This is a genomic window from Nocardioides sp. NPDC006273, from assembly GCF_040613495.1.
In the GTDB taxonomy this organism is placed as follows: Bacteria; Actinomycetota; Actinomycetes; order Propionibacteriales; family Nocardioidaceae; genus Nocardioides.
In genome coordinates, this window is the sequence record NZ_JBEXSD010000020.1 from 41,165 (window position 1) to 60,633 (window position 19,469).

Consider the following 19,469-nt stretch of genomic DNA (forward strand, 5'->3'; position numbering starts at 1 on the left):
CATGTCGCCGCCGCTTCGGAGGAGCCTCGATCACACGGCTCTGCTGCTCGGCATTCCTGTTCTCGCCCTGTCGGTGTTCCTCGCCGTCGTCTCGTTGCCCGCAGGTGCTGCCGCCGTGGTGTGCGCTGCCTCGCTCGTCGCGCACCTCGCGCTTGCGCTCAGACTGTCCCGGCCACGTCTTGCCTTCGTCACCGTGGCCGCCTGCATCGGGGTGCTGGCCCTGGCCAGCGGCTTGTTCATCGTCATCCCGTCCGTGCTGACGTTCCCCGTCGCCCTGCACGCAGTGACAGCCCGTGGCAGTCGGCTGGACGGAATGGCAGCAGCGGGCGTCGGGATCCTCGGGGCCGTCTTCGGCACGTGGCGGCTCGTCACCGACGCCAGCGTCCGAGCGGAGGGGCTCGAGCCACACGCGGGCTTCGTACTGGTGACCCTCCTCTCCGTCGTCGCGGCGACCTGGGCCCTGGGGCAGCGAACCCGTGGCGACATCGCCCGGGCGAAGGCCGAAGAGCAGCGAGCGGTGGAACGGGTCGCTGCGGCCGCACGGGACGAACGGACCAGGATCGCCATCGAGATGCACGACGTCGTGGCCCACTCGCTCGCGGTGATCGTGAGCCAGGCACGGGGCGCCCAGTACGCCGACCGCTCCGACCCGCAGGTGCCGATCGACACCCTGTCGACGATCGAGAGAACCGGCCGTGAGGCACTCAGCGAGATGCGCGGCATCCTCGGCCTGCTGCGCGACGGCGGGCAGGGAGGCGAGCTGGCACCCGTACCGGCCCTCGATGACCTGCCGGAGCTTGTCGCCCGATTCCCTTCCGCCCGCCTCACCGTCGTCGGGACACCACAGTCGTTGTCACCGGCACGCGAGCTGGCGGTCTACAGGGCCGCTCAGGAGTCGCTCACCAACGTCCTCAAGCACGCGGGCCACGGGGTGGCTGCCGATGTCACGCTCACGTGGGCTCCCGCACGGCTGGTCCTCGAGGTGACGGACGACGGGGACCCGGTGACGACCGACGACGGCTCGGCCGGCCTCGGGCTTTCCGGGATGCGCTACCGGGTGGAGGCGCTCGGTGGGACGGCAGCCGCCGGGCCGAAGCCGAGCGGAGGATTTGCCGTGACCGTGTCACTGCCGACCGAGGAGGAGGACCGGTGACCATCAGGGTCTTCATCGTCGATGACCAAGAGCTCGTACTCGCGGGTTGCGAGATGGTGATCGCCGCCCAGCCGGACATGGAGGTGGTGGGCACCGCCGGCGACGGCGCGACTGCCTTGGAGCGGCTGGCCGTCACCCGTGCAGACGTCGTGCTCATGGACATCCGCATGCCCCGGCTCGACGGTGTGGAAGCGACCAGGCGGCTGCGCGCGCGAGGTGACCTGCCTCGGGTGCTGGTCCTCACCACGTTCGACATCGACGAGTACGTCGTCGCAGCGCTGGCGGCCGGTGCCAGCGGCTTCCTGGTGAAGGACGCTCCGGCCGACGAGCTCCTCAGGGCGATCCGATCGGTGGCCGGCGGGGACGCCGCGCTGTCTCCGTCGAGCACCCGGCGGCTGATCGAGCACGTCGCGAGCGACCTGCTCCCGTTCGACCCAGACCAGGGTCCGCTCGTTCGATTGACCGAGCGCGAACAGGACGTGTTCTGGGCACTCGTCCGTGGCCGCTCGAACGCCGAGATCGCCACTGAGCTGCACCTGGCCCAAGGCACCGTCAAGCTCCATGTCGGCAGGATCCTGACCAAGCTGGAGCTGGAGGATCGTGTGCAGGTCGTGATCTTCGCCTACGAGAACCGCCTCGTCCGTGCGGGCCGACCGCTGGCGGGAGAGTCCGACCAGCAGACCTGAGCCCAGCCGCCGCTACGGTGTCAGTCGCTCGCGATGAGCTCCGCGGCGCGCTCGCCGATGAGGATCGACGGTGCGTTGGTGTGTCCGCGCACGATCCTGGGCATGACAGAGGCGTCGGCGACGCGGAGGCCCTCGACGCCGCGTACGCGCAGCCGGGGGTCGACCACGCTGGCCTCGTCCGTGCCCATCCGGCAGGTGCCCGTGGGGTGGTAGAGGGTGTGCGCGTGGCGCTCGAGGATCGCGTCGGCGACCTCCTGCGCGGACGAGTCCGTCGGGACATCGGGGCGCAGGAACCTGCCGAGGATCGGCTTCAGCGCGGGCTGCGAGGCGATCTCCAGGGCCACCCGGATCCCTTCGACCATCGCGGCGCGGTCCCTGCCCTCGGGGTCGGAGAGGTAGCGCGGGTCGATGACCGCCTTGGCGGACGGGTCGGTGGAGGCGAGAGTGATCCGGCCGCGGCTGGCCGGGTCGACGAGGATGGGACCGGCGACGACACCCTCACCTTGGAAGGCGATCAGGCCCTCGTCGAAGAACCCGGCTGGGGCGAAGATCATCTCGATGTCGGGGGCACTCAGGTCCGGGCGCGAGCGGAGGAAGCCGTACGCCTCCCCGACGTTCGAGGTGAGCATCCCGCGCCTGCGCAATAGGTAGTCGGCCAGCTGCCGCAGGGACTCCGCGGTCGCCAGTGAGCCGGTCTCGACCTCCCAGCCGATACCGGCGACGAGATGGTCGGCGAGGTTCTCTCCCACCTCCGTCGCGTCATGGAGGACGTCGATGCCGAGCCCCTTCAGCTGTGCGGCCGGCCCGATCCCGGAGAGCATCAGCAGCTGCGGGGTGTTGATCGCACCGCCGGAGAGGATCACCTCGCGGCGGGCGGTGATCGTCGTCTGCCGGCCGTCGACGACGGCCTCGACCCCGGTCGCCCGGTTGCCGTCGAAGGTCACCCTGGACACCTGCGCGCCGGTGACCACTCTCAGGTTGGCGCGCTTCGCGGCGGGCTTGAGGTAGGCGGCGGCGGTGCTCCACCGGGCTCCTCTGCGCTGGGTGACCATGGTCTCGACGTACGCCTCGGGGTTGGGGCCGTTGGCTCGCCCGCGCACGTATCCGGCCTGCTCCGCGGCCTGCAGGAACGACTCGGTGCAGGGGCGCGGGCTTCGCTGTCGCTCGACGCGGACGGGGCCACCGATACCGTCCAGGGCGGTGGCGTCCTCGACGTCCTCGAGCTGTGCGTAGGTCTTCTTGACGGCGTCCCAGCCCCAGTCGGGTCCGGCGGCTGCGCCCCATTCCTCGTAGTCGGCCTGGAACCCCTTGACCCACATCATCGCGTTCATCGAGGAGCAGCCACCGAGCATCCGGCCGCGCGGCCAGTAGATCCGACGACCGCCGAGCTCGGGCTGTGGCTCGGTGAAGTAGTCCCAGTCGTGCTCGCTCTGGAAGAGCTTCGAGAAGGCCGCCGGGATATGGATGTTCATGCCCTTGTCGCGCTGCCCCGCCTCGAGCAGCGTCACCTGGGTCCCCGGGTCCTCGCTGAGCCGCGCCGCAAGCACGGCGCCCGCCGATCCGGCCCCCACCACCACGTAGTCGCTGGTCAGTTCCTGGCTCATACCGGATCTCCTTCGTCGACGGTGACGGTGACGGGCTTGGCGGGGCTACGGTCGCAGAGGTGGGGTTGGAGAAGGGTTGAGCGGCGCTGGTTCGGCGCGGCCGACGTGGTCCGTCAGAGCCGACGCGTACGCGCACCACACCGACAGCGCGTGGAGCAGCAGGGGCCAGGGGGATCCGGCGACCGTGACGTTGTCGGTGAGCAGCGACATGACCCACAGGAACGCCACCACCACGAGCCCCAGCGTCTGAAGCAAGCGGTACCAGCCGAGCGCCAGGCGACTTCCGCGCCAGATACAGAGCACCAGGAACAGGTCGACAGCGATCCACGGAGCCGGGCCCTGCCCACCGGGATAGCTCACTGCCGCGTACGTCAACAACCCGAAGGCAAGCGAAACGACCAGCCACCATCTCGGGCCTCGACCCCGCGCGGCGGCGATGTTCACAGCCGAAGTGTCCCACGCCGGACCGTGCCCACGCGCCGGTTTCGCACCTCACCGATACGTCACCTTCTGACGCCGAGAGGTCACTACTCGGCGGCGAGGAGTCAGTCGGCGAGGAAGGCACCCAGGGCGTACGCGGGGTGGCGGTCGAGGTTGTGGCGGCCGCGGTCGTAGCGACGGGTGGTGCGGGGGTCGGCGTGACCGGCGGCGTCCTGGACGTCCTCGAGAGGTACGCCGGCCTCGCGGGCCAGGGTGACGAAGGTGTGGCGCAGGCTGTGCGGAGAGAGCTTGTCGCCGTGCTCGATGCCGGCGGCAGCGCCGAGCCGGCGGATGAGCCGGAATGCCTCGGAGCGGTGCCAGCGGTTGCCGGTGCTCGTGACGAAGACCGGGCCGTCGACTCGGGCGTCGAGGTAGGTGTCGAGCGCCTGTGAGGTCGCCGGGTTGAGGACGACGTCGCGGCGGGCACCGCCCTTGCGGGTGATGGTCAGGATGCGGTGGCCGCGGGAGTGGCTGAGATCGGTCACGTCGGCGCCGAGAGCCTCGGAGATGCGCAGGCCGTCGTGGAGCAGGAGGGTCACCAGCGCCGCGGCGCGGCCGGAATGCTCCCGCGCGGCGGCGAGGAACGACCGCGCCTCTCCCCTGTCCATGCCCAGCGTCTGGGAGTCGTTGCTGGTCTTGGGGCGCTTGATGTGCTCGGCCGGTGATGTGAACAGGACGCCCTCGGCCACGCCGTAGCGGTAGAAGCCGGCGATCGCGGAGAGCCGCCGGGCGATCGTCGCCGGGCTGCGCCGCGTCTCCAGGTGGCGGGCATAGCCGTCGACCATCGCGCGGTTGGCGGCGAGCGGGTCGATCTCCAATGCCGCGCACCAGCCGAACCAGTCGGCGAGGTCTCTTCCGTACGCCGCGCGGGTGTGCCCTGCGTAGGAGAGCAGGAATCTGCGGGCGAGGGCCTCGGCACGTTTTTCCGGGGGCAGCTCCCCGAGGTCGTCGAGGAACAGCTCTCTGACGGATTCCGTCATCGCCAGGTCTGTGGAGGGGGTCTGCGGACTGTTCTCGAGCGTGCTCATGGCACACATCATAATGCCAGTTATGTTGGGTGCATCTCAGGGATCTCAATCCTCTCATTTTTCGTTTTTGTTTCGTCTTTTGTCACGCTATGCTGACGTAATGACGGAAACGATCGTGGTCGACGAGAAGCACTGTCGCTTCCCCGGCTGTCCCCTGCCCGCCGCATCGTCCGAGAGCGGAAGCGGCCGGCCGCCGGAGTACTGCGACGATCCCGCCCACAACCGCGCCGCAGCCTGGCGCGAGCGGAAACGTCTGCAGCGGCTCGTCGCCGAGCGACCGCCCGAGGAGACCGCCCGGCCCGTCCAGGCCGCACAGCAGCGGGCCGCGGAGATCACCACCCAGCTGACCCAGCTCGCCGACAGGTTCCTCGACCAGCTTCCGAAGGCGCTGGAGGAGCTGCGCACCCTCGGCGACCTGACCGCTGCCGAGGCCCAGATCGCCACCGTCCAGAGCGAGGCGCAGGAGCAGATCGCCGCAGCGAGCGCTCGCGCGGTGCGGGCCGAGCAGGCCCAGCGTGCGGCCGAGGCGGAACGGGACGAGGCGGATGCCGCCGCGGCGGAGGCCTCGGAGGAGGCCGAACGCTCGGCGGAGATCCTGAGAGAGGCGCTGGCTGCCACCGCCGCGGCCGAGGAGTCGCGCCAGAGCGCGCAGGCTGCCCTCGAGAGAGCCGAGTCCGAGGCGGCGTCGGCGGCCGAGCGGGCCGCCGAGACGATCACCGCGCTCGAGAGCCGGCTCGCGGAGATGACCTCCGAGCGGACAGCTCTGGCCGAGAACCTGGAGAAGGCACGCACCGAGCACGCCGCGACGGTGCAGCGCCGGCGGAGGGAGACCGCGCGCGCCGACCACGCGGAGAAGGAGACGGCGCGGCTGCAGGAGCAGCTGGCCGCGGAGAAGAAGGCGGCCGAGAAGGCGGCGGCCAGCGCGGAGGCGACGAGTGCCGGGCTGCGTACGCAGCGTGACACCGCGCTCGAGCAGATCGACGCGCTTCGGGACCGGCTGGCCGACCTCCGCGGGAGCGAGGCCGCGGCGAAGGCGGATCGCGACGCCACGCGGACCGAGCTCGAGCGCGAGCGTGCCCACGCGAGCGAGCGGCTCGAGGATCTGAAGGCAGCGCACCGAGCCCAGGTCGCGCAGCTGATGGAGCAGATCGAGCGACGTACGCCGTCGCCCGATGTTCCCGACGAGGCTTCGTGACACGCAGGGACCCCAGTTGGAGGTACGCGGGCCACATCCGCTAATGTTTCTTCTCGCAAGCGGACGTAGCTCAGTTGGTAGAGCGCAACCTTGCCAAGGTTGAGGTCGCGAGTTCGAGCCTCGTCGTCCGCTCCACTGCGAGGGCCGCCCGGTCGGGCGGCCCTCGATCAATTTCCCGTGGCGAAACCAGCATCTCGCCGCGACTGCTCTAGGATTTCACTGCTCTGGGATTCTTGGGCACCGGGGTGCGGACGAGCCCGGGGCGAGGCCGACAACCGAAGGACTGTGCGTGGGGGGCGTTGAATGAGCGGCAAGTTCATCGACGCCTACGCCGTCCTCCAGGTCACCCCGGACGCGGACGACGCGGCCGTGCGAGCCCGCCACCGTGAGCTCGCCAAGCAGTTCCACCCCGACCGTGGCGGCCGTGCCGCCGACGGCGAGCTGATGATGCGCATCAACCGGGCGCGCGACGTTCTCCTCGACCCGGCCGCGAGGGCGACGCTCGACGAGGAGCTCGCCCGGCGCCGCCGCAAGGCCACTCCCCCAAAGACCGGCGGGAAGGCACCCGAGGGCACCCCCGGCACAACGCCCCTCAGCCGCGACCGGCGTTGGCGAGCCCAGTGGGGCAGCGACACTCCCGTCGCAACGCCGCCGCCCGGCAGCACGTCCACGGGTTCGGTTCAACCGCCGCCCGCTCGCGTGCGCCCCTCGGCCAGCCGGCTGCGTCCGACCACCCGCCAGGCGCGCTCGGCGAACCCGGCGCTCTCCTCTCGTCAGGGGCCAGCCGCCCCGAAGCGGCCTCGAGCAGAGACAGAACCGCCTCGCCCTCAGCAGGCCGGCCAGCCGACCGCGAACGCGCAGGGTGTGCCGTCCCAGCAGGTAGCTCCGCAGCAGATAGCTCCGCAGCAGACGAGCCCGCCACCCACGGCTCAGGCGGCCGAGAAGTCCGGGAACGCCTGGTCGCTCTACTCCGTGCCGCTCGACGGCGTCTCGGTCGCATCACTGATCGCCAGCGTGCTGCTGTTCGGCCCACTCGGTTTCATCCTCGGCATCATCGGCCTGGCCCGCACCGCCGACGACAAGCGTCGCGGTCGCTGGGCCGCAGTCGCCGGCATCGCCATCAGCAGCCTCACGATGCTGGTCGCGATCGGCTATGTGATGCAGGCGATGTCCGCGTCCGCTCCCTGACGCGGCTCAGCTCACCGCTCGGCCGGCAACGGCGCTCCACCCAGTGACCACTCGGCGATCAGGCGACAGTCGTGGTTGGCGTACCACTGCAGGCTGATCCGGTCCGCACGGCATCGCGCCGGCAGCACGGGAGCGAGCGACGTACGTGTCGAGTCGAGGTCTGCTCCCCCGGCGACGTGGTCGACGGTCAGGTGTGGCACCGGCTCGAAACGCCCTGCATAGGGCGGACACTGTGGGAACGCGACAGACAGCTCGGCGGTGAGCGCGGCGAACGGCTCGGCCGGCTCTGGGGTCAGGTGGATGTTGCCGCCTGCGGACATCTCGACCGCGGCCAGATCGTAGGTCCAGGGCGAGGCCGCCTCGGCGATCTTCGCGAGTCGCTCCAGGTCGGCCGCCGAGGGCTCCGGCAGGAAGGGTGCGAGGAGCGTGATGTGCGCGTGAACGAAGGCCGGATCGGCTGACACGAACGAGTCGTCATAGTGCCGAGTCCGCTCCAGGACGTACGCCTCGAGCTCGGGCACCGGCACAACCAGCACCGAATGCCCCTTGGGTGCGGGTTGTGAAGCCGAGCGTGGCCTATAGGTCACTCTGAGCTTCACAACCCCGCGGTCGCCGTTCGTCATGGGTTGGATTCTCATCGATGGCAGACCCCGGGCGCGAACCGGCCTCGGCTGGGCTAGGGTTCCGGGGTGCCCGGACCCGAGATGCCCCCTGACCTGCTGAAGCACGCCCTCGACGCGACGGGGTTCATGCCTCCCGAGGAGGGCCAGGCGCTGTTCGCGTACGCCGTGGAGCGGCTGCCCCACGGGCCGGCGGTGGAGATCGGCACCTACTGCGGGAAGTCGTCGGTCTATCTGGGTGCGGCGGCGAAGCTGACCGGCGGCACGGTCTTCACCGTGGACCACCACCACGGCAGCGAGGAGAACCAGGCCGGCTGGGAGCACCACGACACGAGCCTGGTCGACCCGGCCACCGGGCGGCTGGACACGCTGCCGACCTTTCGGCGCACCCTCGAGCAGGCCGGTCTCGAGGAGGAGGTGGTCGCGGTGATCGGGGCTTCGACGACCGTGAGCCGGTGGTGGACGACCCCGGTCTCGTTCCTCTTCATCGACGGCGGCCACGGTGTCGAGCCCGCGCAGCTGGACTACCGCGGCTGGGCGCCGAAGGTGATGCCCGGTGGCCTGCTGCTGGTCCACGACGTGTTCCCGGACCCCGCCGACGGCGGTCGGCCGCCGTACGAGGAGATCTACCTCCCCGCGCTTGCCTCGAAGCAGTTCGAGGAGATCGATGCTGTCGGGTCGCTACGCGTGCTGCGACGCCTCTGACATCTCGCACCCACACTCGAGCGCCAGCTCGTCGAAGGGCGCGGCGAGGGAGGTGCTGCGCATGATCCCGGAGCCGGCCGTGGCCCCGCCGTAGCGTTCCCCCAGCGCGTCCGCGGCCAGGATGACGGCCGCGGCGGTGAAGGTCGAGTGCTCCTCCGGCCAGAACGCGTTGGGGTTCGGGTTGGGGTAGTCCGGCGACTCGTAGACCCAGCCGGTCCAGTAGCCACCGTCGGCGGCGCGCATGTGCTGCATCTCCGTCAGCAGGCGGAGGGCGCGGCGGTGGTCGCCGATGTTGTCCAGCGCCATCGCCAGCTCGCACGTCTCCGCGCCGGTGACCCACGGGTTGGTGTCGACGCAGAGCGCGCCGAGGCCGGGGCGTACGAAGTGGTCCCAGCGCGACTCGATCAGGTCGTAGCCGGCGTCACCGACCACGGCCCCACCGAGGACCGGGTAGTACCAGTCCATGGAGTGGTGCGACTTGTCCTCGAACGAGTCGCGGTGACGCCGCAGCGCGTGGCCGAGCCGGCCGCCGACGATCTCCCACTCCGGCTGCGGGTCGTCCATCAGGTCAGCGAGAGCGACGCCGGCACGCAACGACTGGTAGATCGAGGACGAGCCGGTGAGCAGCGCGAACGGGTCCCGCGGTGTCCAGGCGATCCCGCCGAAGGGCAGCTGCAGCCCGACCACGAAGTCGAGACCGGCGCGTACGGAGGGCCACAGCCGCTCCACGAAACCCCGGTCACGCCGGATCAGCCAGTGGTGCCAGAGCCCGACGGCGAAGTAGGCCGACATGTTCGACTCGCCGACCGTCTCGACCGCCGAGCCGTCCACGATCTTCATCGGCCACGAGCCGTCGGCGTTCTGCAGAGCCGGGATCCAGTCGTACGCAGCCTCGGCCTCGTCCACCAGGCCGCCGACGAGCAGGCCCATGGCCGCCTCGACATGGTTCCAGATGTCGGTGTGCTGGCCGGGCACCCACGGGATCGCGCCCGACGGTTCCTGGGCGCGGGCGATCGACTCGGCCGTGGCGACGATCTGGGCAGGGGTCAGCACCCCGTCGACGTACGGGATCTCGCGACTCATCCGAGAATCAATCGGTCGCGGTGGGGTCGGAGGCGACACGGCCCGGCTTGCGGAAGTAGAGGACCATGCTCTTGCCGATCACCGGGTCGAGGACCTTCCCGGCCAGCCGCAGCGGCAGCGGGTTCTTCATGATCTCCCAGACCAGGATCTGGTGATACGCCTTGACCAGGACGTTCTTGTCGTTCTCGACGCCGACGGCCGACTTCAGCCACCAGTAGGGCGCGTGCAGGCCGTGGGCGTAGGACTTGCCCTCGAAGATCATCGCCTCGCCGGGGGTGCCGTCGTTGGGGCGGCCGGCCTTGGTGACCTTGTCGATGAGCTCATGGTCGGTGTAGATGCGGATGTGGCCGCCGGCGGTGTTGTGGTATTCCTCGGAGAGCTTCCAGTTGACGACCTCGGGCAGCCAGCGCGGCACCGAGATGGCGAGGGTGCCGCCGGGGCGGAGCACCCGGACGAGCTCCTTGATCGCGTCGACGTCGTGGTGGATGTGCTCGAGCACCTCGGCCGCGACGATCCGGTCGAACTCACCGTCGGCGAACGGCAGCGAGAGCGCGTCGCCCTCCTTGACCTCCGCGTTCGCGCCCTCGGGGACCTCCTCGCGCATGGCGAAGAACCACTCGCCGACCTTGGCGAGCTCGTCGGCGTCCTGGTCGAACGCGATCACGTCGGCGCCGCGGCGGTACATCTCGAAGGCGTGCCGGCCACCACCGGCACCCATGTCGAGCACGCGCTCTCCGGGCTGCAGGCCAAGGCGGTCGAAGTCAACGGTGAGCACGGCTCACTTCCTTTCGTCAGTACGGAACTCGTCGATGGTCTGCTGGTAGAGCGCGGTCATCCGCTCGGCGACGGCATGCCAGGAGAAGTGCTCCTCGACCCGGGCGCGTCCGGCGGCCGAGTAGCGAGCCCGCCGCTCGGGGTCGTCGAGCAGCGCCGCGATGGCCTGCTCGAGCTCCTCGGTGTCGCCCGGGGTGACCTGGGCGGCACACAGGTCGTCGGGGCCGACGACCTCGGGGATCGCGCCGGCGCGGGAGACGACGAGCGGGGTGCCGCACGCCATCAGCTCGGCGGTGGGCAGCGAGAATCCCTCGTAGAGAGAGGGCACGCACGCGATCTCCGCGGAGCCCATCAGCGCGACGAGCTCGGCATCGGAGATGCCGTTGACGAAACGTACGTGGTCCCCGATCGCGAGCTTCTCGATGAGCTGCTCGGTCGGGCCGCCCTTCTTGGGCTTGGAGACCAGGACGAGCTCCAGGTCACGTTCGGTACGCAGCTTGGCGAAGGCCTCGAGCAGGAACGCGATGCCCTTCAGCGGAGCGTCGGCGCTGGCCATGGCCAGGATCCGCCCCGGTACGCGGGGTGCGGTCGGCGGGACGAACTCCTCCGGGACACCCAGGTGCACGGTCTGCACCCGATCCGAGGGGACGCCGAAGTCGGTGAGGATGTCGCGCTTGGAGTTGTCCGAGGGCGTGATGACGTGCCGCAGCTGCGCCGCGACCTTCGCCTGCATCTTCACGAACGAGTACCAGCGCCAGACGCCGAACTTCTTCCGCCAGCCCTGCGCGCTCTTCATCTCGATGCGCGCATCGAAGGAGATCGGGTGGTGGATAGTGGTCACCAGCGGCAGTCCGAGCTCGGGCTCGATCCGCAGCAGCGGCGTGGCCAGCGTCTGGTTGTCGTGGACGATGTCGAAATCGTCCTGACGCTCGGCCAGCACCCTCAGGACACGCTTGGCGAAGGTCAGCGGCTCGGGGAAGGCGCCCGTGCGCATGCGCGCCCACTCCTCGACGTCGATCCGGTCACGGATCTCGGAGAGCTTCGGGTTGCCGAACGGATTCGGCTCCTCGTAGAGGCCCAGGCTCGGCACCTTGGTGAGGGCGACTCCCGCCCCCTCGAGGTCGAGATCAGGATATGGCTGTCCGGAGAACACCTCGACGGTGTGACCGAGCTTGGCCAGCTCCCGACTCAGATGGCGGATATAGACGCCTTGACCGCCGACATGCGGCTTGCTGCGATACGACAGCAGAGCGATCCGCATCCGCCACCTCCCTCGAAACTAGGCAGAGCAAAACTAGAACGTGTTCTATACTAGCAGGTAGCCTGCGCCAGTCACTCTAATGCAGCCTCTTCAGCACACCGTGTCCGGCTTGGCGACTAGGCTGGTGATGTGGAGGGTTTCTGGACGCGGTTCCGTCTTGATCCGAGACTGGCCGACAACGCACGTATGCGCGCCTCCGATGCCGATCGCGAGGTTGTCCGCACCGTTCTCACCGACGCATTCGCCGACGGACGGCTGACCCGCGAGGAGCACGAGGAGCGGGTCAGCAGCCTGCTGGAGACCCGTACGCTCGGAGAGCTTCCCGGGCTCGTGGACGACCTCGTGGTGGTCGAGCCCGTCGCCGAGGAGGCCGGGGCGAACCTGCCGGCGACGCAAGACTTCCGCGAACAGGGTGCGGCCGCCTACCGCAAGGAGCTGCAGGAGGCGCTCGCCACCTTCTTGATGGTCAGCCTCATCACCTGGGGCATCTGGCTGTTCACCTCCGCACCCGACGGGCATCCCTGGCCGATCTACCCGATGCTCTTCCTGATCGTGAACCTGGTCGGGACCGGCGTACGCCGCGAGGCGATCGTCCAGCGCGAGGTGCAGCGCCTCGAGAAGAAGGCAGCCAAGAAGGCTGCGAAGAAGGCGGCCAAGACCGAGATCGAGGCCGCCCCCGCGAGCTCCGCCCCGATCCTCGAGCAGCCGGCGGACCAGCCCGAGAAGTCCGAGGAACCTGTGAAGTCCGAGAAGGACCGGCCTTCCGATCCCGCCTAGGCGACCGCCTGCGAGTGCGAGATGCTGGCTCCGGGTGATCGGCGCGCGACCGGCTCACCGTCCGGCCGTAACCGGCGGCGCAGCTGCACGGTGACGTACGCGGCGACGGCGAACATCACCACGTCCGCGGCGATCAGGGCCACGAGCCAGGAGGCGTCCGCGGGCCCGTCGATCCGTTGTTGGATGTGGAGGTGGGCGACGGTCGCCGAGACGATGAACCCCACGCTGGCGTAGAGAGCGATTCGCACGTCGACCCGCTCCTCATCGACGCCGATCACCCAGCGCCGGCCGAGACGCAGGATGGCCAGCGAGGTCAGCGTCGCGATCACCGGCAGGAACGGCACCGCGTAGCGAGCGTGGATCCAGCCGCCCCCGGCGTGGAAGGAGGCCACGTTGACCAGGATGATCACGCAGTAGATCCCCATCAGCACCCGCACGGCCAGCTCCAGCCGACGCTGCAGGAGAGACGCCTCCGGGCCGGGGATCACCACCTGGCGCATCACCCCGCTCGGCCGCGGGCGGACCTTGGCGTTGGCGTCGAGCACCAGGCCGGTGACGGTGACGACGAGCGTCGCCGCGGCGGCCAGGGCCCAGACCTTCGGGATCACGTCGTCGGCCCAGAGCGAACCGTAGAGGTGCAGATAGAGCTGGGGGTTGACCAGCTGGAAGAGGGTGTCGCCGTGGGTCTGACGGGAGAACTTGTCGAAGAGCGCCGCGGAGGCCGTCGGGTCGCCGTAGAGGACGATGTTGCGGACGTAGAACCAGCCGATCACGACCACCGGCGCCAGCCCGATCCGGACGGCGAGGAGGACACCCCGGCGGAACGTACGCAGCGTCGGGTCGCGCAGCCACAGCGCCGCCAGCACACAGGCACCCAGTACCAGCACCGCGACCAGGCCGGTCGAGCGGAAGGAGGCGGCTGCGACGCCGGCGACCGTCGCCCAGAGCAGCCGGTCGCGGGTGACGCCTTCGCGAACCATCCGGAAGCCGAGCAGCAGGGCCGTGGAGGCGGCGACCGTGCCCCAGCCGTCGTTGTAGATCGCGCCGCCGTCGTAGGTCACCGCGCCGCAGCCGAGCACCGCCGCGGCGGCGAGCACCGGGACCACCCGGCGTCTGGGCACCAGCTCACGTGCCAGGAGTCCGACCAGGATGATGCTCAGCGCGTAGCCGAGCGCGTTGAGCAGCCTCATCCCGAGGAGCGTCACCCCGACATCGCCGACGGCGTCGCCGAGCCAGACCAGCGGCAGGCTCATCAGGTAGAACAGCGGCGGATGGTTGGCGACCCAGATGTCGCGGCGGGGCTCGTCGAGCCCGAAGAGCGCCTCGGCGAACCGCGGGTAGCGCACCGGGTCGGCCGGGGTGTTGGTGTCGATGGTCGGGAGGACGCCCTGGGACAGGACGATGGCGTACGCGGCGTGCTGCTTCTCGTCGGCCTTGAGCAGCGGCGGCATCCCGATCGCGTACTGCGCGCTCATCGCGAAGCCGAGCACCCCCAGCAGGAGCAGGCATACGGTCACCTGGGAGAGCGAGCGCGTGGGCGTAGGCACCTCGGCAAGCTAGTGGCCGCAGGTGCCGATCAGCCGCCGTGGCGGTTTGCCGTCAGATGACGAGTCGGCGAAGACTCGCCGCCGTCGTGCCAGAGGCCTCGTCAGTCGGCAACCATCGAGGAGCCCGAGGCGACCTGCTCGCGGGTCGTACGCCGCCGCACGTCGCGCCGGTGGCGCCAGATCTGCATCACTCCGACGCCCCAGAACAGGTACTGCACCGACATCGCCCAGCGGAACGCCTCTGGCGTGTAGGCGGTCGAGGCTCCGGGCGTACGCCAGTCGAGGATCCAGCCGACGAGCACGATCGCGAGCAGCGCGGCCACGAATCCACCCTGGTTGATGATCCCGCTGGCACTCGCCATCCGCGCCGGGGGGTTGCTGGTTCGGCCGACGTCGAAGCCGATCATCGAAGCCGGCCCACCGGCGCCGACGACGCACATCAGGAGCAGCAGGACCGGCAGCGGGGCCTCCCCCGGCCAAGCGAGCACGAGCGCCCAGACCGAAGCCATCGCGGCGATCATCGTCAGCGCCACCGTCGAGCGGTGCCAGGGGTGGCGCCCGGCGAGAACGCCTATCACCGGGCCTGCGGCGAGTGCCGACACGACGGCGACCGAGAGCAGCGAACCGGCGAGCGTGTCGGAGAGGCCCTCCGAGGTGACCAGGAACGGGAAGCCCCACAGTAGGCCCATCAGGTGGGAGCTGAACGGGGTGGAGAAGTGGATCCAGAAGCCGAGGCGGGTTCCCGGCTGGTACCAGGAGGCTTTGAGGCTGCGGACGAGCTCGCGTGGGGTGAGCGACGTGCCGCGGCGGTGTCGGTCGCCGGGGCCGTCGTGGACGAAGACGAGCAGCAGCACGAGCAGCACCGGGCCGATCAGTGCAGCGGTCAGGTAGGCCCAGGTCCAGCCCAGCTGTCCCAGCGCCCAGGTCATCGGGACGGCAGCCGCGATCGCACCGAGCTGCCCGACCGTGCCGGTCAGCTGGCTGACCAGCGGCACCCGCCGAAGCGGGAACCACGACGGCACCAGACGCAGCACGCAGATGAACGTCATCGCGTCGCCCATCCCCACGAACGTACGCGCCAGCAGCGCGAGCGGGTAGGAGTCGGCGAACGCGAACCCGGCCTGGGCCACCGCCAGGATCAGTGCACCGGCGGTCAGGATCGTACGCGAGCCGAACCGGTCCACCAGCAGCCCGACCGGCACCTGCATCGCCGCGTAGACGAGCAGCTGGAGCATGACGAACGTCGCCAGCTGGCTGGCGCTGATCCCGAAGCGCTCGGTGGCCACCAGACCGGCGACCGCGAGGCTGCTGCGATGGAACACCGCCAAGCCGTAGACCGCGAGGGCGATGCCCCAGACGACCCAGGCTCGCGTGGAGGGCTCGGGACCGTGCGGATTCACATAGAGAGGCTACTTTGCCTGGCGCGCCGACGAGGGGCCGGAACCCTCATGTCGACGCGCGATCTCGGTCACAGGCCCAGTCACAGGATCGGTCATGGGCCCGGTGAGCGTGGGGACGGCGTCGAAGGTGCCCGGCCGCATCCGTCGGCGCAGCTCGGTGGCGACGTAGGCGGCGACCGCGAACATCACCAGATCGGCGGCCACCAGGGCGACCAGCGCGAAGGTGCTGCTGACCGGCCCGTCGACGTACTGCTCGGTGTCGAGGTGACACACCAGGCCCACGACCATGAAGGCGAGCGAGACGCCCAGCCCGATCCGCAGGTCCCGAGCCTCGTCGAACGCCGTCCCTCCGGTCGCCGAGCCCGTCGGGAGGGGCCGGTGGGGAAAGGCCCGCCCCAGGCGCAGCGCCGCGAGCCCGGTGCCGGCCGCGAGGAACGGCAGGAACGGAACCGCGTACCGCGCATGGATCCAGCCGCCCCCGGCGATGAACCCTGCGACGTTGATCAGGATCAGCAGGCAGTAACCAGCCAGGATCGCCCAGATCGCCAGGTCCTGTCTGTGCTGCATCGTGCTCTGCGGGGCCAGCTGCACGCGCTGCAGGACTCCCGTGCGGCGCGGGTTGGCCTTCGCCGCGGCATCGACCACCAGGCCGACCACGGTGAGCGTGAGCACGATGGCGGCCGCCTGGCTCCAGTGGTTGGCGATGTTGCCGTCGGTCCACAGACTGCCCAGAAGGTGACCGTAGAACTCGGGGTTGACCAGCTGGAACAGTGTCGAGCCGTTGGGTTCTCGGCCAAACTTCTCGAAGAGCGAGCTCGACGCGGTCGGGTCCCCGTAGAGCCGGATGTTGCGCACGTAGAACCATCCGAACACGACCACCGGCGCCAGGCCGATGCCCGCTACGATCCCGGCGGCGCGCCAGAACGTACCTCTCAGGAACGTACGCGGCGACGGCTCCCGCAGCCACATGGCGACCAGCACGCAGGCGCCGAGGAAGAGGACCGCGACCAGGCCGGTCGACCGGAACCCGGCGGCGGCCACGCCGACCGCGGTGGCGGCGATCAGGCGCTCGCGCGTCACTCCCTGGCGGATCATCCGGAAGCCGAGGAAGAGCGTCGTGAACGCCGCCGCCGAGGACCAGCCGTCGTTGTAGATGCCGCCACCCACGAAGGTCATCGCGCCGCAGCCGATACACATCGCCGAGGCGATGACCGGAACCGCCGGACGCCGTGGCACCAGCTCCCGGGCCAGCAGACCGACCACGATCGTGGTCAGGGCGAAGCCCAGGGCGTTGAGCAACCGCATCCCGAGCAGCGTCAGGCCGAGCGACCCGACAGCGTCACCGAGCCACACCAGCGGCTGGCTCATCACGTAGAACAGCGGCGGATGGTTGGCCACCCAGATGTCGCGGTGGGCCTCGTCGGCGCCGAAGAGGCTCTCGGCGAGCTGCGGGTAGCGCACCGGGTCGCCGGGGATGTCGGTGTCGATCGTCGGCAGCGTTCCCTGGGAGAGCGCCACCGCGTATGCCGCGTGGGCACGCTCGTCGGCCTTGAACAGCGCCGGCATCGCGATCGCCACCTGGGCGCTCATCGCGAAGCCGAGCACACCCAGCAACAGCATGCAGATCGTGGATTGGGACACCGAGGCCCGACGAACAGACACGACTCCGACGTTAACCCCGCGAAACCTACGAGACGGACGAGTCACGGCTCACAAGCAGTGAACAGAACGCGACGGACTGGTGACCTGGTGTCGACCTGCTGATCTGATCGAGGGCATGCTCGCTGATTGATCCAGCCCTCGCTGATCGGGCCGCTGCGAGTGTTATTTAGTGGCTTCCATCATCTGCCGCAGCTCCTTCTTGAGATCGGAGATCTCGTCACGCAGCCGGGCGGCGACCTCGAACTGGAGCTCGGCGGCGGCGCCCTTCATCTGCTCGGTGAGGTCGCCGATGAGCTGGGCCAGGTCGGAGGAGGGGAGGCCGACGAGGCCGCGCTCGCGGGCCTCGCGAGCGGCATCGCCGAGCATGGGGGTGGGTGCCTTGGCGGCGTTCTTGCCCGCGCGACCCTTGGCCTCGGTCCCGGCCCAGGTGTTGAGCAGCTCCTGGGTGGACTCGTCCTCGCGGGCGAGCATGTCGGTGATGTCGGCGATCTTCTTGCGCAGCGGCTGCGGGTCGACGCCGTTGGCCTCGTTGTAGGCCACCTGGATCGCACGGCGGCGGTTGGTCTCCTCGATCGCCGACTCCATGGAGGGAGTGATCTTGTCGGCGTACATGTGCACCTGTCCGGAGACGTTTCGGGCCGCACGACCGATGGTCTGGATCAGCGACTTGTCCGAACGCAGGAAGCCCTCCTTGTCGGCGTCCAAGATCGCGACCAGCGACACCTCGGGCAGGTCGAGACCCTCACGGAGGAGGTTGATGCCGACGAGGACGTCGTACTCCCCCAGCCGCAGGTCGCGGAGGAGCTCGATCCGCTTGAGGGTGTCCACCTCGGAGTGGAGATACCTCGTCCGGATCCCGGCGTCGAGCAGGTAGTCGGTGAGGTCCTCGGACATCTTCTTGGTCAGCGTCGTGACCAGAACGCGCTCGTTCTTGGACACCCGGTCGTTGATCTCGCCGATCAGGTCGTCGATCTGGCCCTTGGTCGGCTTGATGACCACCTCGGGGTCGATCAGGCCGGTCGGGCGGATGATCTGCTCGACGACGTCTGGGTGTCCATCAGTGCCGCCGACCTTGTCGAGCTCGTAGTTGCCCGGCGTCGCGGAGAGGTAGATCGTCTGACCGATCCGCTCCAGGAACTCCTCGAACTTCAGCGGCCGGTTGTCCTGGGCGCTCGGCAGCCGGAAGCCGTGCTCGACCAGGTTGCGCTTGCGGGACATGTCGCCCTCGTACATCCCGCCGATCTGTGGGACCGCGACGTGGGACTCGTCGACGACGAGGACGAAGTCCTCGGGGAAGTAGTCGAGCAGACAGTTGGGAGCCGAGCCCGTGGGCCGGCCGTCGATGTGCATCGAGTAGTTCTCGATCCCGGAGCAGGAGCCGACCTGACGCATCATCTCGATGTCGTAGGTCGTCCGCATCCGCAGCCGCTGCGCCTCGAGCATCTTGCCCTGTTTCTCGAAGGTGCTCAGCTGCTGGTCGAGCTCGGCCTCGATGCCGTTGATCGCGCGCTCCATGCGCTCGGGCCCGGCGACGTAGTGGGTCGCCGGGAAGATGTAGAGCTCCTGGTCCTCGGTGAGCACCTCACCGGTGACGGCGTGCAGGGTCATCAGCCGCTCGATCTCGTCGCCGAAGAACTCGATCCGGACCGCATGCTCCTCGTAGACCGGGAAGATCTCCAGGGTGTCGCCGCGGACCCGGAACGTGCCACGCGTGAAGGAGAGGTCGTTGCGGGTGTACTGGATCTCCACCAGACGCCGCAGGATCGAGTCGCGGTCGTGCTCCTCCCCCACCCGCAGCCGGAGCATCCGATCGACGTACTCCTGCGGGGTGCCGAGACCGTAGATGCAGGAGACGGTCGAGACCACGATGACGTCGCGCCTGGTCAGCAGCGAGTTGGTGGCCGAGTGACGAAGCCGCTCGACCTCCTCGTTGATCGAGGAGTCCTTCTCGATGTAGGTGTCGGTCTGGGGGACGTACGCCTCAGGCTGGTAGTAGTCGTAGTAGGAGACGAAGTATTCGATCGCGTTGTCCGGGAAGAGCTGACGCAGCTCGTTGGCGAACTGGGCGGCGAGGGTCTTGTTGGGCTGCAGCACCAGCATCGGGCGCTGCAGCTGCTCGGCGGTCCAGGCGACCGTCGCCGTCTTGCCCGTGCCGGTCGCGCCGAGCAGGACGACGTCCTCGACGCCGTCCTGGATCCGCTTGGTGATCTCCGCGATCGCGGCGGGCTGATCACCCGAGGGCTGGTAGTCGGAGACCACCTTGAACGGGGCGACACGACGCTCGAGATCGGTGACTGGACGCATGG

The 19,469-nt window shown here is 69.4% G+C and carries 17 protein-coding genes and 1 tRNA gene; 7 read left to right on the top strand and 11 right to left on the bottom strand.

The window, feature by feature from the left end:
- The first annotated feature begins 1 nt into the window (after window position 1).
- The gene (locus ABZZ22_RS11190) at window positions 2–1,153 is read left to right on the top strand and encodes a histidine kinase (RefSeq protein ID WP_354930731.1); all 1,152 of its coding nucleotides are present in this window, start codon (window positions 2–4) and stop codon (window positions 1,151–1,153) included.
- On the top strand, window positions 1,150–1,839 hold the full coding sequence (locus tag ABZZ22_RS11195) for a response regulator transcription factor (protein WP_354930734.1): 690 nt from the start codon (window positions 1,150–1,152) through the stop codon (window positions 1,837–1,839). Before ABZZ22_RS11190 ends, ABZZ22_RS11195 begins: the two co-directional genes overlap by 4 nt.
- A 20-nt stretch (window positions 1,840–1,859) precedes the next feature.
- Here the strand turns inward: ABZZ22_RS11195 and ABZZ22_RS11200 are convergent, their stop codons facing one another.
- From ABZZ22_RS11200 to ABZZ22_RS11210, 3 genes are all read right to left on the bottom strand, one after another.
- Window positions 1,860–3,443 carry an FAD-dependent oxidoreductase gene (locus ABZZ22_RS11200; RefSeq protein ID WP_354930737.1) on the bottom strand — a complete coding sequence of 528 codons (1,584 nt, stop codon included), beginning with the start codon at window positions 3,441–3,443 and terminating at the stop codon, window positions 1,860–1,862.
- 45 nt (window positions 3,444–3,488) lie between these two features.
- Window positions 3,489–3,887, bottom strand: coding sequence for a hypothetical protein (locus ABZZ22_RS11205; RefSeq protein WP_354930740.1), 399 nt, complete (start codon window positions 3,885–3,887; stop codon window positions 3,489–3,491).
- Between the two features lie 101 nt (window positions 3,888–3,988).
- Window positions 3,989–4,951 (bottom strand): tyrosine-type recombinase/integrase, encoded by a 963-nt coding sequence (locus ABZZ22_RS11210; protein WP_354930743.1) that lies wholly within the window; start codon window positions 4,949–4,951, stop codon window positions 3,989–3,991.
- Between the two features lie 100 nt (window positions 4,952–5,051).
- On the opposite strand from ABZZ22_RS11210, the gene ABZZ22_RS11215 reads away from it, so the two are divergent.
- From ABZZ22_RS11215 to ABZZ22_RS11225, 3 genes are all read left to right on the top strand, one after another.
- Window positions 5,052–6,146, top strand: a complete 1,095-nt coding sequence (locus ABZZ22_RS11215) for a hypothetical protein (protein WP_354930746.1) — start codon at window positions 5,052–5,054, stop codon at window positions 6,144–6,146.
- Between the two features lie 59 nt (window positions 6,147–6,205).
- A tRNA-Gly gene (locus tag ABZZ22_RS11220) sits at window positions 6,206–6,281 on the top strand.
- A gap of 168 nt (window positions 6,282–6,449) precedes the next feature.
- Entirely contained in the window at window positions 6,450–7,334 is an 885-nt protein-coding gene (locus tag ABZZ22_RS11225) for a DnaJ domain-containing protein (RefSeq protein WP_354930749.1), read from the top strand.
- 11 nt (window positions 7,335–7,345) lie between these two features.
- On the opposite strand, the gene ABZZ22_RS11230 is transcribed toward ABZZ22_RS11225, so the two are convergent.
- Window positions 7,346–7,870, bottom strand: a complete 525-nt coding sequence (locus ABZZ22_RS11230; protein WP_354930752.1) for a 2'-5' RNA ligase family protein — start codon at window positions 7,868–7,870, stop codon at window positions 7,346–7,348.
- Window positions 7,871–8,023: 153 nt separating this feature from the next.
- On the opposite strand from ABZZ22_RS11230, the gene ABZZ22_RS11235 reads away from it, so the two are divergent.
- Complete coding sequence (locus ABZZ22_RS11235) at window positions 8,024–8,659, top strand: class I SAM-dependent methyltransferase (protein WP_354930755.1); 636 nt, start codon at window positions 8,024–8,026, stop codon at window positions 8,657–8,659.
- Here ABZZ22_RS11235 and ABZZ22_RS11240 read toward each other — a convergent pair.
- Genes ABZZ22_RS11240 through ABZZ22_RS11250 form a run of 3 tightly spaced genes read right to left on the bottom strand, consistent with a single transcriptional unit; the run spans window position 8,636 to window position 11,777 of the window.
- Window positions 8,636–9,742 (bottom strand): prenyltransferase, encoded by a 1,107-nt coding sequence (locus ABZZ22_RS11240; protein ID WP_354930758.1) that lies wholly within the window; start codon window positions 9,740–9,742, stop codon window positions 8,636–8,638. The genes ABZZ22_RS11235 and ABZZ22_RS11240 overlap by 24 nt on opposite strands.
- A 7-nt stretch (window positions 9,743–9,749) precedes the next feature.
- Window positions 9,750–10,517 carry a class I SAM-dependent methyltransferase gene (locus ABZZ22_RS11245; RefSeq protein ID WP_354930761.1) on the bottom strand — a complete coding sequence of 256 codons (768 nt, stop codon included), beginning with the start codon at window positions 10,515–10,517 and terminating at the stop codon, window positions 9,750–9,752.
- 3 nt (window positions 10,518–10,520) lie between these two features.
- Window positions 10,521–11,777: a glycosyltransferase family 4 protein gene (locus tag ABZZ22_RS11250; protein WP_354930764.1), complete on the bottom strand. Its 1,257-nt coding sequence runs from the start codon at window positions 11,775–11,777 to the stop codon at window positions 10,521–10,523.
- Between the two features lie 186 nt (window positions 11,778–11,963).
- Here ABZZ22_RS11250 and ABZZ22_RS11255 point away from each other — a divergent pair, with 186 nt between their 5' ends.
- Window positions 11,964–12,554 (top strand): DUF1707 domain-containing protein, encoded by a 591-nt coding sequence (locus ABZZ22_RS11255; RefSeq protein WP_354930767.1) that lies wholly within the window; start codon window positions 11,964–11,966, stop codon window positions 12,552–12,554.
- Here the strand turns inward: ABZZ22_RS11255 and ABZZ22_RS11260 are convergent.
- From ABZZ22_RS11260 to uvrB, 4 genes are all read right to left on the bottom strand, one after another.
- On the bottom strand, window positions 12,551–14,101 hold the full coding sequence (locus tag ABZZ22_RS11260) for a hypothetical protein (protein WP_354930770.1): 1,551 nt from the start codon (window positions 14,099–14,101) through the stop codon (window positions 12,551–12,553). The genes ABZZ22_RS11255 and ABZZ22_RS11260 overlap by 4 nt on opposite strands.
- Before the next feature lie 101 nt (window positions 14,102–14,202).
- The gene (locus ABZZ22_RS11265) at window positions 14,203–15,501 is read right to left on the bottom strand and encodes an MFS transporter (RefSeq protein WP_354930773.1); all 1,299 of its coding nucleotides are present in this window, start codon (window positions 15,499–15,501) and stop codon (window positions 14,203–14,205) included.
- A gap of 9 nt (window positions 15,502–15,510) precedes the next feature.
- On the bottom strand, window positions 15,511–17,163 hold the full coding sequence (locus tag ABZZ22_RS11270; RefSeq protein WP_354930776.1) for a hypothetical protein: 1,653 nt from the start codon (window positions 17,161–17,163) through the stop codon (window positions 15,511–15,513).
- Window positions 17,164–17,325: 162 nt separating this feature from the next.
- Window positions 17,326–19,467, bottom strand: coding sequence for an excinuclease ABC subunit UvrB (gene uvrB / locus ABZZ22_RS11275; protein WP_354930779.1), 2,142 nt, complete (start codon window positions 19,465–19,467; stop codon window positions 17,326–17,328).
- Window positions 19,468–19,469: the final 2 nt, after the last annotated feature.